The organism is Pseudomonas sp. yb_2 (genome assembly GCF_043103905.1).
Lineage (GTDB): Bacteria > Pseudomonadota > Gammaproteobacteria > Pseudomonadales > Pseudomonadaceae > Aquipseudomonas > Aquipseudomonas alloputida.
On record NZ_JBICKH010000059.1, the window covers coordinates 38,725 to 51,454 of the forward strand.

Sequence of the window (12,730 nt, forward strand, 5' to 3'; positions counted from 1 at the left end):
GCTCCTGCAACCCGTCAGTGCTCGGCAACGGCCGTGCGCCTGACCGTTTCATTGCCGTGCTCGTCCAGTTCCAGCATCGGCACTTCGTTACCCTCGGCATCGAACAGCTTGCCATCCTTGAAGTAGTCCCCATCACGCAGCGCGGAAATGTCCGAATACTGGATGGTGCGCTCGTAGGCTGCAGCGAACACTGACTGGTTTTCCGAGTTGCCGGTGGTGAAATGGTTGAAGATCAGGTTCAGCAGGATGGCCATGATCGCCGCCGAGCTGATGCCGGAGTGGAAGATGGTCTCGAACCAGTTCGGGAAGTGGTGGTAGAAGGTCGGTGCGGCAATCGGGATCATGCCGAAGCCCAGCGAGGCCGCGACGATGATCAGGTTGACGTTGTTCTTGTAGCTGACCTTGGACAGGGTGCGGATACCGCTGGCCGCCACGGTGCCGAACAGCACGATACCGGCGCCGCCCAGTACCGGGGTAGGCACGGCGGCAATCACCCGGCCCATGACTGGCAGCAAGCCGAGTACCACCAGAATCACGCCGCCGGTAGCCACCACGTAGCGGCTCTTGACCCCGGTCACGGCCACCAGGCCGACGTTCTGGGCGAACGCGCTCTGGGTGAACGAACCGAAAATCGGCGCCAGGATGCTCGATGCCATGTCGGCGCGCAGGCCGTTGCCCAGGCGCTTGGAGTCCACCTTGGTGTCGATGATCTCACCCACGGCGAGGATATCGGCCGACGTTTCCACCAGGGTGACCATGATCACGATACACATCGACAGGATCGCGGCGATGTGGAACTCCGGCATGCCAAAGTGGAAAGGCGTAGGGAAGGCGAACATCGGGCCTTCGCCGACCTTGCTGAAATCGGTCATGCCCAATGCCCAGGCGATCAGCGTGCCGACTACCATGGCCAGCAGGATCGACAGGCGTGAGATGGTGGCACTGCCAAGCTTGCTCAGCAGCAGCACGATGGCGAAGGTCAGCGCGGCCAGGCCGATGTTGGCCATGCTGCCGAACTCCGGCGAGGCGCTATTGCCACCCATTACCCAACGTGCGGCAACCGGCATCAGGGTCAGGCCGATGGTGGTGATGACGATGCCGGTCACCAGCGGCGGGAAGAACTTGGTGATGCGCGAGAACACCGGCGTGATCAGAAAGCCGATCAGCGACGCAGCCATGACCGCGCCAAGCACCCCTGGCAGGCCACCGCCCCCCTCGCTGCTCAGGATCGCACCCATGGTCGCCACACCGGCGAACGACACGCCTTGCACCAGTGGCAACTGGCAACCGAAGAACGGCAGGCCAAGGGTCTGCAGCAGGGTGGCAAGGCCACCGGCGAACAGCGAGGCGGCGATCAGCATGCCGATTTCGGCACCATTCAGGCCCGCGGCCTGCCCCAGGATCAGGGGTACTGCGACGATCCCACCATACATGGTCAGCACATGCTGCAGACCATAGGCCAGGTTGGCACCAAGGCCGAGGTTTTCATCCTCGGGTCGCTTGGCGGGAGACGTGCTAGGGGACGTAGTCATGGAGCAGGCTCTCTGTTTATTGTTGTGCCGCTACTGTAGACACTTCCTACAAATGATTGCCACAAGAATTGTATACAATATTTTGATCGGAGCGCGAACAGGTCTGGCTGCAGGGTGTGCTAAAACCCAATGCAGAAGGCGTACCAACTTGGCAGAAGCTGTATTAGAAGGGTGTGTACAAAGCATCGCTACCCAGGCTTAAAGCTGTCTGGGTAGACAAGAAACACCAGGTGGGAGGGCTATTAGCTAGCTAAGAGATTTCATTATTCGATGAGTTCGCGCAGCTCTCGCATCATTTCGGTGCTGTCAGCCACGTTCAATTCCACAAGACGGTGCAAATGGGTCATCGAATCGACGTCGATGTACAGGCAGATGAAGCCCAGGCGGTCCGGCTCTTCGTGGCGCAGTTCGACCTGCATCTGCACACGTACCTCGTTGTCCAGGTCGATGATGGCGTCGAAGTCCTGAGTCAGGTCGGCATCCCAGTCTGCCGGGCGTTCGATCAGCAAGCCTTTGAGTGAAAGGTCCAGCAGTTTTGCAGGCCAGCGTTTCAGCCCCTGGCGCAGCTCGGTGGGGGCATCGAAGTCGATGCGTTGAAAGCGGCGGCGTTCGTCATGATCGCTCATGGCATGGATCCTCGAATAGGTCATCAGGTGTCATCCTGACTATAGTTAGAGTTGCATGTGCATCAGGTACTGCAATCTGGCCGCAGAGGCTCTAGAACGAAGCAAGTGTGGCAATGCCGCTTGACTGGCCCTAGACTCGGTGGGCGGTCTTTCCAATCCACCAGCTGGAAGCTAACCATGAACAACAATAATAGCCTGCTACGCCATATTCCGTGGCTGGCGCTGGCAGTCATAGGCGCCTGCGCACTGGGTGTGGTTGCCCTGCGTCGCGGCGAGGCGATCAACGCCTTGTGGATCGTGGTCGCGGCAGTGGCCATCTACCTGGTCGCCTATCGTTACTACAGCCTGTTCATCGCCACCAAGGTGATGCAACTCGACCCGCGCCGTGCCACCCCGGCGGTGCTCAACAACGACGGCCTGGACTACGTCCCGACCAACAAACACATTCTTTTCGGTCACCACTTCGCGGCCATCGCCGGCGCAGGCCCCTTGGTCGGGCCGGTACTCGCCGCGCAAATGGGCTACCTGCCCGGCACGCTCTGGCTGATCGCCGGCGTGGTGCTGGCCGGTGCGGTGCAGGATTTCATGGTCCTGTTCCTGTCTACCCGCCGCAACGGGCGCTCGCTGGGCGACATGGTGCGCGAGGAAATGGGCAGAATCCCGGGCACCATCGCCCTGTTCGGCTGTTTCCTGATCATGATCATCATCCTCGCGGTGCTGGCGTTGATCGTGGTCAAGGCCCTGGCCGAAAGCCCATGGGGCATGTTCACGGTGATGGCGACCATCCCGATCGCGATGTTCATGGGCATCTACATGCGCTACATCCGTCCGGGCCGTATTGGCGAAATCTCGGTGGTTGGTGTGGTACTGCTGCTGGCCTCGATCTGGCTGGGCGGCGTGATTTCTGCGGACCCGGTGTGGGGCCCGGCGTTCACGTTCACCGGCGTGCAGATCACCTGGATGCTGGTGGGCTACGGTTTCGTCGCTGCCGTGCTGCCGGTGTGGCTGGTGCTGGCACCGCGTGACTACCTGTCGACCTTCCTCAAGATCGGCACGATCGTTGGCCTGGCCATCGGTATCCTGATCATCGCACCCGAGCTGAAAATGCCGGCGCTGACCCAGTTCACCGACGGTACGGGCCCGGTGTGGAAGGGTACCCTGTTCCCGTTCCTGTTCATCACCATTGCCTGTGGTGCGGTGTCCGGCTTCCACGCGCTGATTTCCTCGGGGACCACCCCCAAGCTGCTGGATAACGAAACCAACGCCCGCTATATCGGCTACGGCGGCATGCTGATGGAATCGTTCGTCGCCATCATGGCCATGGTTGCGGCCTCGGTGATCGAACCGGGCGTGTACTTCGCCATGAACAGCCCGGCGGCAGTGGTCGGTACCGATGTCGCGTCGGTGGCGCAGACTGTCAGCAGTTGGGGCTTCCTGATTACACCCGAGCAGCTCGAAGCCGTTGCCCGTGACATCGGCGAGCACACCATCCTGGCCCGTGCCGGCGGTGCGCCAACCCTGGCGGTCGGTATCGCGCAGATCCTGCACCAGGTGTTGCCAGGTGAAAACACCATGGCCTTCTGGTACCACTTCGCGATCCTGTTCGAGGCGCTGTTCATTCTCACGGCGGTAGACGCTGGTACCCGTGCCGGGCGCTTCATGCTGCAGGACCTGCTGGGCAGCTTCGTGCCTGCGCTCAAACGCACCGAATCGTGGGGGGCAAACCTGCTTGCCACTGCTGGCTGCGTGGCGCTCTGGGGCTATCTGCTGTACCAGGGCGTCATCGACCCGCTGGGTGGCATCAACACCCTGTGGCCGCTGTTTGGTATCTCCAACCAGATGCTGGCCGGTATCGCCTTGATGCTCGGTACTGTGGTGCTGATCAAGATGAAGCGTCAGCGCTACATCTGGGTCACCCTGCTGCCGGCCGTATGGCTGCTGATCTGCACCACGGCTGCAGGCCTGATCAAGCTGTTCGACCCCAACCCGGCTGTCGGCTTCCTGGCCTTGGCCAAGAAGTACAGCACTGCGCTGGACGCCGGCCAGGTACTGGCCCCGGCCAAGGACATCGGGCAGATGCAGCACGTGATCTTCAACGCCTACACCAACGCGGGCCTGACGATCTTGTTCCTGCTGGTGGTCTTCAGCATCCTGTTCTTCGCCATCAAGGTCGGCTACGCCGCCTTGGGCCGCAAAGAACGCAGCGACAAGGAAACCCCGTTCCAGGCGTTGCCTGACGCGTAATCGAGAGGACTGCAATCATGTTCAACGACTTGGGTCGACTGGGCAAATACCTGGGGCAGGCAGCCCGCCTGATGGTCGGCATGCCCGACTACGACAACTATGTCGAACACATGCAGAAAACGCATCCGGACAAGCCGGTGATGAGCTACGAGGCATTCTTCCGCGAACGTCAGGAAGCACGTTACGGTGGCAAGTCCGGGCCCAAGTGCTGTTGAGCCTGCGGTACGTGTAAACCTGTGGGAGCCTGGGTAACCGGCTCCCACAGTCATTTTCAGATTCAGGAGTATTTTGCGTGCAGATGCCCATTCCCGTAACCGTCCTCACAGGCTTCCTCGGTGCCGGCAAGACCACCTTGCTCAAGTACATGCTCAAGGCCGAGCATGGCCTGAAGCTCGCCGTGATCGAAAACGAATTCAGCGAGGCCGGCATCGACAGCCAACTGCTGGGGGAACAGCCGGTGCAGGTCATGACCTTGGCCAACGGTTGTGTATGCTGCAGCATCCATGGCGACCTGACTCGCGCGCTGTACCTGCTGCTTGAACGCCTGGATGCCGGGGAAATCGCCTTCGATCGCCTGGTGATCGAATGCACCGGCCTGGCCGACCCGGCGCCGGTCGCGCAAACGTTCTTCATCGACGAAGAGCTGCGTGAGCGCTACATCCTCGACGGCATCATCACCCTCGTCGATGCCGCGCATGCCGAACTGCACCTGACCCAGACCATCGCTCAGGCGCAGGTCGGCTTTGCCGATCGTCTGCTGCTGAGCAAGACCGACCTGGTCGAGCCGGCTGCGGTTGAAGCCCTGCGCGAACGCCTGGCCCGCATCAATAGCAGGGCTGCGATCCGTGTGGTCGAACACGGCTGCATCGACCTGGCTGAGTTACTGGATGTGCGAGGTTTCAACCTCAACCCTGACCTTGGGGTGAACCTGAAACCGATGTTGCGACCGGTGCTCAAGCCTGCCACCCCGGACCGCATTTCCACGATGGTGCTGCGTACCGAAGCCCCGCTGGATATCGACCGCCTCAGCAGCTTCATGAACGAGCTGCTGGAAACCCACGGCAAACAGCTGCTGCGCTACAAGGGCGTGCTGAACATTGCCGGCGAGGAGCGCAAGCTGGTGTTTCAGGGCGTGCTCAAGCTTTATGGCTTCGACTGGGACGCCGAGTGGGCTGCAGGCGAAGCGCGCGAGAGCGTGATGGTGTTCATTGCCGATGAACTGCCCGAGGCTACGATTCGGGCTGGCTTCGAGGCAATGGCTGCGGGCTGAGCCGCTGCGGTGCCTGCCCCGCGAACCACTGCGGCCATGAGCTGCGGTGGCGGGTTTCGACCTCGATGCACGGGATCAGGCGCTCGGTCAGCACAGCGGTTTGCCGCACGGCTTTGGCGGTGCGGTACTTGACGCTGTGGATGCACTCGCGGTCGCCGAACTCGCAGCGGTTCAGGGCGGTGCCGCCGCAAGGGCCATTGGCCAGGCCTTTAGGGCAGGTTTCCGGGCAAATATACAAGGTGTCTTCCAGGCGGCAACGGCCGCAGGTGTCGCAACCCACCAGTGGGCGCTTCACACTGCGCTCCAGCGTGTGCAGCACGTGTGCGCCGACGCGCGTACCCCACAGAGGCTGGCGCACCGCCCAGCCGAAGGCCTTGCTCAGGCTGTTACGCCGGCTGAACAGCAGTGCGTGCATGCCATGCATCAGGTGATAGCGGGCTTTTTCCTTGAGTGAGGCATCGACCCGTGACTCGTCCAGGCGCCAGCCAGCCTGTGGCGGATGGAAGGTCACCGCCGGCAGGCCAGGCATCTGCCAGCTGGCGCGCCAGGCCGGTGCCCATTGCTCCAGGGACTGAACCTGGGTTTGCCAGTACTCGATACGGGTCTCCAGGGCCAGCAGCTGTTCGAGCGTGTGAACCCCTGACAGGTGCACACCGGCGTAGCCCATCAGCTTTGTACCGATAATCTGCAAGGCCAGGCGGTCAACACTGCGCGCCTGGGCAAAGGCCTTGGACTGCGCCGTCTCCGCTTCGAGCATGTCGCGCATGGATGGCGTGACAGTCACGCCGGCCACGTGGTCGAGCATCGCCGCGCGCCCGTGGGTGAGGCTCATGAGGCAGGCCAGCATGGGCTTGGGTGAGGCCTGACGGCGCATCCAGTGTATGGCTTCCTGATGCTTGGCGGCATCGAAGCCCAGCTGCAAGGTGAGGAAGTCAGCCCCCGCTGCCAGCTTTTTCTCGGCCTTGAAGTACTGGGCGCCGCCTTCTTCCTCGTGGTATTTGAACGGGTTCAGCGCCGCGCCCAGCAGCCAGTGCGGGCAGGCCTGGCGGGCAACCTGCAGGGCGGCGACCGATTCCAGATAACGCACCGGGCGCTGGCCAGGTTCATGGCCGGGCAGGCGGTCGCCAGTCAGCAGTAACAGCTGGTCGAGGCCGGCGGCGTCCATGCGCTGCAGTTGGGCGAGCAGGTGGTGGCGTTCGCGATCCTTGCCTGAAAAATGCGGCAGGGCAGGCACCGGGTTGCTGAACGAGGCGAGGGCGTCCAGCGGTGACATGTCCAGCGGGCTGCCGACACGATCACCGATGGCCACGGTCATGGGCCAGCCGCACAGGTGCGCACGGGCCAGGATCGCTTCCATGGCGGCAAAGCGTTCTGCGGAAGGCTTGGGGACGAACTCCATTACGCAGACGAAGTTCTGTTCGCGCAGGGCGGTTTTCAGCAGGCTCATATTGGCCGGGCACCTGGTGTGGTCAGGGTGGCATTGTGCGGCAGAAGGCGAGCCGGGTCATGTCCGGATGCGCAAGGTGGTGATCTGAATGAGACATGGGGCGCGAAGACCATGACAGCATGATCATGAAGATTTCTTCTGTTCATCTCAAATTTAATGAGTTTGTCTCAATACTCCGCCAGCCGGAGAATCCCCTCATTCATTCAAGCATGCTGAAGGGACAAGACATGGCACTGGCACATAACCTGGGCTTTCCACACATCGGCCGTGACCGCGAGCTGCGTGCCCGCCACTGGCAGGTGCAGAAAGACGCTGGCATCGAGCTGCTGCCGGTCGGCGACTTCGCCTGGGACAGCCACGTGCTTAGCGCAGGCGATCAGCCGTTCGTTCTGAACTGGGAACCACTGTTCGAAGAAGTGGAGCACGCCAAGGCTCTGGGTCATGCAGTGAAGCCGGTAGTGATCGGCCCTTTGACCTACCTGTGGCAGGGCCAGACCCTGGGCGGTGACTTCGACAAGCTGGAGCTGCTTGACCGCCTGCTGCCTGTGTATGACCAGCTCCTCAACCGCCTGGCCGCCCTGGGCGTTGAATGGGTGCAGATCGATGAACCCATCCTCGCCCAGGCGCTGCCCCAGGACTGGAAAAACGCCTATGAACGCGTCTACAACATCCTTCAACGCGCACCGTTGAAGAAGCTGATCGCCACGTACTTCGGTGGCCTGGAAGGCAACCTCGGCCTGGCCGCCAACCTGCCGGTTGATGGCCTGCACGTCGATCTGGTTCAGGCGCCCGAGCAGTACCAGACCATTCTCGATCGCCTGCCGGCCTACAAGGTACTGTCGCTGGGCCTGGTCGACGGTCGCAACGCCTCGCCTTGTGATTTGGGCAAGACCCTGGGGCTGCTGCACGAAGCCCATGAACGCCTGGGTGAGCGGCTGTGGTTGGCGCCGGCTTGTTCGTTGCTGGAGATTCCAGTAGAACTGGCCGTGCAGAAGTGCCAGGAAGTGGCGGTGCTGGCCGCGTCGCTGGAGCAGGCTCGAGCCGCAGCTTGAACGGTTGCCGCCTGTGCCGGCCTCTTCGCGGGTGAACCCGCTCCTACGACGGCCTGCGCGCAATCACCGATGTGTGTCCGCCACCGATCAGCGTAGGAGCGGGTTTACCCGCGAAGAGGCCGGGCCTGCGTGAATCAATCAACGTTCGATGGCCAGCGCCACCCCTTGCCCACCGCCAATGCACAAGGTCGCCAGGCCTTTTTTGGCATCCCGTTTGATCATCTCGTGCAACAGGGTCACCAGCACCCTGCACCCGGAAGCACCAATCGGGTGGCCCAGGGCAATCGCTCCTCCATTGACGTTAACCCGCGCGGCATCCCATGCCAGCGCATTGCCCACGGCCAGCGCCTGGGCGGCAAAGGCTTCGTTGGCTTCGATCAGGTCCAGTTCGGCCAGTTGCCAACCGGCCTTGTCCAGGCAACGCTGGGTCGCCGAAACCGGACCAATGCCCATGATCGCGGGGTCTACCCCGGCACTGGCGTAGGCGGCGATCTTCGCCAGCACCGGCAGGCCCAACGCCTCGGCCTTCGCTGCGCTCATCAAAAGCACGGCGGCTGCGCCGTCGTTCAGGCTGGAGGCATTGCCTGCGGTGACGCTGCCGTCCTTCTTGAAGGCCGGGCGCAGTTTGGCCAGGGACTCGGCGGTGGTGTCCGGGCGTGGTTGCTCGTCACGGGCAAAAACCTTGGGCTCGCCCTTTTTCTGCGGCAGCACGATGGGGGTGATTTCAGCGTCGAAACGGCCGGCCTCGATCGCTGCCACTGCCTTGCGCTGCGATTCGGCAGCAAAGGCATCCTGCTGCTCACGGCTGAGGCCGTACTTGTCCACCAGGTTTTCGGCAGTGATGCCCATGTGGTAGTCATTGAAGGCATCCCACAGGCCGTCCGTGATCATGCTATCGATCAGTTGGCCATGGCCCATACGCTGGCCGGTGCGGGCCGAGGGCATCACGTAGGGGGCAAGGCTCATGTTCTCCTGGCCACCGGCAATCACCACCTCGGCATCGCCACAGCGGATCGCCTGGGCGGCAAGGTGCAGGGCCTTGAGGCCCGAGCCGCAGACCTTGTTCAGGGTCAGGGCCGGTACGCTGAAGGGTAGGCCAGCCTTGATCGCTGCCTGGCGTGCCGGGTTCTGACCGGCACCGGCAGTGAGCACTTGGCCGAGGATGACTTCGTCGACCTGCGCCGGGTCCAGCCCGGTTTGTTTCAGCAGTTGCTTGATCACGGCGGCGCCGAGGTCAACCGCAGGCACTGTGGCCAAGGCGCCCTGGAAGCTGCCGATGGCGGTACGGGTTGCGGCGACGATCACCACGTCGTTCATGTTGTTGTTCTCCGTGCAATGGGCGTAGTGCCGCCAGCATCGGCGGGTTTGGCTTATTTGTTAAGTTTGTTTTTCTTTCGGATTGATGTGAAAAGCAAATCAATGGGTGCCCGGCGTTCTAACCCGCCAATCTGGATTTCAAGCAGCCATGTCCTTCCTGCACAGAAGAACTCTGGTTTTGCATCCCTCTGATCACCCCGTAATATGTGTCGGATAACCTGCGGGGGTAGTCTCACCCTCTGATCAATCGGAATCGCCCCAAGCGGCGCTTTCCTGGCATAAACCTGACGAGGTACAGACATTGGCCATCATTCATCCTAAGGTTCGCGGTTTCATCTGCACCACGACTCACCCGAAGGGCTGCGAGCTCAACGTCCGTGACCAGATCGAAGCCACCCGCAAGCTGGGCGTACGCGAGGATGGCCCGAAGAAGGTCCTGGTCATCGGTGCTTCCAGCGGCTACGGCCTGGCTGCCCGCATCACGGCGGCCTTCGGCTTCAAGGCCGACACCCTGGGCGTGTTCTTCGAAAAACCAGGCACCGAGACCAAGGCCGGCACTGCTGGCTGGTACAACGCTGCAGCCTTCGACAAGTTCGCCAAGGCCGAGGGCCTGTACAGCAAGTCGATCAACGGTGACGCCTTCTCCGACGAAGCTCGCGCCAAGGTCATCGAGCTGATCAAGAACGAAATGGGTGGCAAGGTCGACCTGGTCATCTACTCGCTGGCTTCGCCCGTGCGCAAGCTGCCGCAGACCGGTGAAGTGATTCGCTCGGCACTCAAGCCGATCGGCCAGCCATACAAGTCGACCGCCATCGACACCAACAAGGACACCATCATCGAGGCCAGCATCGAGCCGGCCACCGAGCAGGAAATTGCCGATACCGTCACCGTCATGGGTGGCCAGGACTGGCAGCTGTGGATCGATGCGCTGGCTGGCGCCAATGTACTGGCCGAAGGCGCTCGCACCGTGGCCTTCAGCTATATCGGCAGCGATATCACCTGGCCGATCTACTGGCACGGTGCACTGGGCCAGGCCAAGCAGGACCTGGACGAAACCGCCCTGCGTCTGAACCAGAAGCTGGCCGGTGAAGTGAAAGGCGGCGCCAATGTGGCGGTGCTCAAGTCGGTGGTTACCCAGGCCAGCTCGGCCATCCCGGTGATGCCACTGTACCTGTCGATGGTCTTCAAGATCATGCAGGAGAAAGGTGTTCACGAAGGCACCCAGGACCAGCTCGACCGCATGTACCGCGACCGTATGTACCGCACCGACGGTGCGCCGGCAGAGGTCGACGAGAAGGGGCGCCTGCGCCTGGACGACTGGGAACTGCGTGACGACGTGCAAAACGCCTGCAAGGCCCTGTGGCCACAGGTGACCACCGAGAACCTGTTCGAGCTGACTGACTACGCCGGTTACAAGAAGCAGTTCCTCAACCTGTTCGGCTTCGAGCGCGCTGACGTTGACTACGACAAAGACGTGGCCACCGATGTGAAGTTCGACTGCGTCGAGCTGTAATCGGGTAAGCCTGTACCGGCCTCTTCGCGGGCAAGCCCGCTCCCACAGGTTCTCCCCCTGTAGGAGCGGGTTCACCCGCGAAGAGGCCAGTACAGGCTACAAAATCTTTGCTAGTTTTGGCGCACAACAACAGGACATGCGCCATGAGTAGCCTCATCCAACCCGCTACCCCATTTCGCCACCCCGCGGCCGACGGATACAGCCTCGGCGGCTTCTGCTGGCGCCACGCCCAACCTGATCCCCAGCGCCCGCTGGTGATCATCAACGCTGCCACTTCGGTACGCTGCCGCTATTACGCCCGCTTTGCCGACTACCTGTTCGCCCACGGCTGCGATGTGCTGACCTACGACTACCGTGGCATCGGCGAATCCCGGCCGGCTTCGCTGCGTGGTTTCCAGGCCTCCTGGAGCGACTGGGGCCGATTGGATTTCGAAGCCATGCTGGCGCACGCGGCAGCGCATTTTCCAGGTCAACCGGTGGACGTGGTGGGGCACAGTTTCGGCGGTTGTGCAGTAGGCCTGGCGCCATCGGCTGGCCAGATCCGTCGGGTCGTGATGGTTGGCGCGCAGTTCGCCTACTGGCGCGACTATGCGGCCAACCAGCGCTGGCAGCTGTTCGGCAAGTGGCATGTGGTCATGCCGCTGCTGACCCGGGTATTCGGCTATTTTCCCGGCAAGCGCCTGGGGTGGCTGGAAGACACGCCATCCGGCGTGGTGCACGACTGGACCACGCGTACCCCACGTTATGAGCACCGCCCCAGCGGGCGGGCGTTGGCGGCGCTACCTTTCGCCCAGGTGCGTGCGACGACGTTGGCCATCAGTCTGACTGACGATCCTTTCGGGACCGTGGCGGCGACCGAGCGTTTGTTGGGTTATCTACAGGGTGCCGAGCGAAAGCACCTGCGCATTGCACCTGTGGATATCTCGGCCGAGGAAATTGGCCATTTCGCGTTTTTCCATGACCGGTTTCGCGAAAGCCTGTGGCCGGTGGCCTTGCAGTGGTTGCGGCAGGGGAGGCTGGAAGGCGGGGGGCCTGGCACCATCATGGATTGATGGTGGGCGCAGGATCGTGGGGCCGCAAAGCGGCCCCGGCAATCTCAAGCCTTGCGCGCAAGCGGCTGCGCAGCAAACTTCACACCCGCCAAACCGTGTTTGATCAGTGCACGGATGTTGCCATGGTCGCTACCCTCAGGCGTGGCCAACACATCACGGTAGTGCTCGCCGAAGGCCAGCAGCGCTTCCTGGTCGCTCAGCCCTTCAAGCAGGGCCAGGCCCAGGGTTTTGCACGACCCTTCGTTCTGCCCTGCCGCATTCTCCACGCCGCCGTTGTTGAAGGCCTGCGGCTGGTAGCTGTAGTTGTCGGCAATGAACGCCAAGGTATCGGCAAATACATGTTGGCCGCTGGCCAGGCTTGCGCGCAGGGTATTCAGGTCAGTCACGAGGTTTTTCCTTTTTCGAACGCCGCTTGTTGTTCGGCGCTGGCTTCTTTCTGGTATTGGGCTTTCCACTCGGCGTAGGGCATGCCGTACACCGCTTCGCGGGCATCATCCAGGCTCAGGTCCAGCTGACGCTCATCAGCGGCGGCCTTGTACCACTTGGACAGGCAGTTGCGGCAGAAACCGGACAGGTTCATCAGGTCGATGTTCTGTACATCGGTGCGCTTTTGCAGGTGTTCGACCAGGCGCCGGAACGCGGCGGCCTCGAGCTCGAGCTGTTGCTGTGGGGTCATG

The 12,730-nt window shown here is 62.1% G+C and carries 12 protein-coding genes; 6 read left to right on the plus strand and 6 right to left on the minus strand.

Annotated features, from left to right (window positions below; all coding sequences use genetic code 11):
• Positions 1-14 precede the first annotated feature (14 nt).
• On the minus strand, positions 15-1,532 hold the full coding sequence (locus tag ACF8FB_RS14165) for a nucleobase:cation symporter-2 family protein (RefSeq protein WP_010955302.1): 1,518 nt from the start codon (positions 1,530-1,532) through the stop codon (positions 15-17).
• A gap of 263 nt (positions 1,533-1,795) precedes the next feature.
• Complete coding sequence (locus ACF8FB_RS14170; protein ID WP_029615590.1) at positions 1,796-2,158, minus strand: PilZ domain-containing protein; 363 nt, start codon at positions 2,156-2,158, stop codon at positions 1,796-1,798.
• A 177-nt stretch (positions 2,159-2,335) separates the two neighbouring features.
• Here ACF8FB_RS14170 and ACF8FB_RS14175 point away from each other — a divergent pair, with 177 nt between their 5' ends.
• The 3 genes from ACF8FB_RS14175 (at position 2,336) to yjiA (ending at position 5,672) form a co-directional block, all read left to right on the plus strand.
• A complete protein-coding gene (locus tag ACF8FB_RS14175) occupies positions 2,336-4,402 on the plus strand; it encodes a carbon starvation CstA family protein (RefSeq protein WP_392511489.1) in 2,067 nt (688 codons plus the stop codon).
• Between the two features lie 17 nt (positions 4,403-4,419).
• Positions 4,420-4,617: a YbdD/YjiX family protein gene (locus tag ACF8FB_RS14180; RefSeq protein ID WP_003251633.1), complete on the plus strand. Its 198-nt coding sequence runs from the start codon at positions 4,420-4,422 to the stop codon at positions 4,615-4,617.
• Between the two features lie 77 nt (positions 4,618-4,694).
• On the plus strand, positions 4,695-5,672 hold the full coding sequence (gene yjiA / locus ACF8FB_RS14185) for a GTPase (protein WP_049587087.1): 978 nt from the start codon (positions 4,695-4,697) through the stop codon (positions 5,670-5,672).
• Here the strand turns inward: yjiA and ACF8FB_RS14190 are convergent.
• The gene (locus ACF8FB_RS14190) at positions 5,632-7,119 is read right to left on the minus strand and encodes a methylenetetrahydrofolate reductase C-terminal domain-containing protein (RefSeq protein WP_392511490.1); all 1,488 of its coding nucleotides are present in this window, start codon (positions 7,117-7,119) and stop codon (positions 5,632-5,634) included. The two genes, yjiA and ACF8FB_RS14190, sit on opposite strands and share 41 nt — an antisense overlap.
• Positions 7,120-7,346: 227 nt before the next feature.
• Here ACF8FB_RS14190 and ACF8FB_RS14195 point away from each other — a divergent pair, with 227 nt between their 5' ends.
• Entirely contained in the window at positions 7,347-8,171 is an 825-nt protein-coding gene (locus ACF8FB_RS14195) for a 5-methyltetrahydropteroyltriglutamate--homocysteine methyltransferase (protein WP_392511491.1), read from the plus strand.
• Between the two features lie 138 nt (positions 8,172-8,309).
• On the opposite strand, the gene ACF8FB_RS14200 is transcribed toward ACF8FB_RS14195, so the two are convergent.
• Positions 8,310-9,488 (minus strand): acetyl-CoA C-acetyltransferase, encoded by a 1,179-nt coding sequence (locus ACF8FB_RS14200; RefSeq protein ID WP_392509259.1) that lies wholly within the window; start codon positions 9,486-9,488, stop codon positions 8,310-8,312.
• A gap of 301 nt (positions 9,489-9,789) precedes the next feature.
• On the opposite strand from ACF8FB_RS14200, the gene fabV reads away from it, so the two are divergent.
• Together fabV and ACF8FB_RS14210 are read left to right on the plus strand one after the other, a co-directional pair.
• Positions 9,790-11,001: an enoyl-ACP reductase FabV gene (gene fabV / locus ACF8FB_RS14205; RefSeq protein WP_010955296.1), complete on the plus strand. Its 1,212-nt coding sequence runs from the start codon at positions 9,790-9,792 to the stop codon at positions 10,999-11,001.
• A 143-nt stretch (positions 11,002-11,144) separates the two neighbouring features.
• Positions 11,145-12,053 carry an alpha/beta fold hydrolase gene (locus tag ACF8FB_RS14210; protein WP_060489783.1) on the plus strand — a complete coding sequence of 303 codons (909 nt, stop codon included), beginning with the start codon at positions 11,145-11,147 and terminating at the stop codon, positions 12,051-12,053.
• Positions 12,054-12,097: 44 nt separating this feature from the next.
• Here ACF8FB_RS14210 and ACF8FB_RS14215 read toward each other — a convergent pair whose 3' ends face one another.
• Positions 12,098-12,439, minus strand: a complete 342-nt coding sequence (locus ACF8FB_RS14215) for a HopJ type III effector protein (protein ID WP_014592347.1) — start codon at positions 12,437-12,439, stop codon at positions 12,098-12,100.
• Complete coding sequence (locus ACF8FB_RS14220) at positions 12,436-12,729, minus strand: DUF1244 domain-containing protein (RefSeq protein ID WP_003251648.1); 294 nt, start codon at positions 12,727-12,729, stop codon at positions 12,436-12,438. The genes ACF8FB_RS14215 and ACF8FB_RS14220 overlap by 4 nt, the downstream gene beginning before the upstream one ends.
• Between the last annotated feature and the right edge of the window lies 1 nt (position 12,730).

What these genes read in the sequence shown, in the direction of transcription:
- ACF8FB_RS14220 (WP_003251648.1), bottom strand. Translation starts at nt 12,729, where the DNA reads ATGACCCCACAGCAACAGCTCGAGCTCGAGGCCGCCGCGTTCCGGCGC.
- ACF8FB_RS14180 (WP_003251633.1), top strand. Translation starts at nt 4,420, where the DNA reads ATGTTCAACGACTTGGGTCGACTGGGCAAATACCTGGGGCAGGCAGCC.
- ACF8FB_RS14170 (WP_029615590.1), bottom strand. Translation starts at nt 2,158, where the DNA reads ATGAGCGATCATGACGAACGCCGCCGCTTTCAACGCATCGACTTCGAT.
- ACF8FB_RS14200 (WP_392509259.1), bottom strand. Translation starts at nt 9,488, where the DNA reads ATGAACGACGTGGTGATCGTCGCCGCAACCCGTACCGCCATCGGCAGC.
- ACF8FB_RS14165 (WP_010955302.1), bottom strand. Translation starts at nt 1,532, where the DNA reads ATGACTACGTCCCCTAGCACGTCTCCCGCCAAGCGACCCGAGGATGAA.
- ACF8FB_RS14210 (WP_060489783.1), top strand. Translation starts at nt 11,145, where the DNA reads ATGAGTAGCCTCATCCAACCCGCTACCCCATTTCGCCACCCCGCGGCC.
- ACF8FB_RS14175 (WP_392511489.1), top strand. Translation starts at nt 2,336, where the DNA reads ATGAACAACAATAATAGCCTGCTACGCCATATTCCGTGGCTGGCGCTG.
- ACF8FB_RS14190 (WP_392511490.1), bottom strand. Translation starts at nt 7,119, where the DNA reads ATGAGCCTGCTGAAAACCGCCCTGCGCGAACAGAACTTCGTCTGCGTA.
- ACF8FB_RS14195 (WP_392511491.1), top strand. Translation starts at nt 7,347, where the DNA reads ATGGCACTGGCACATAACCTGGGCTTTCCACACATCGGCCGTGACCGC.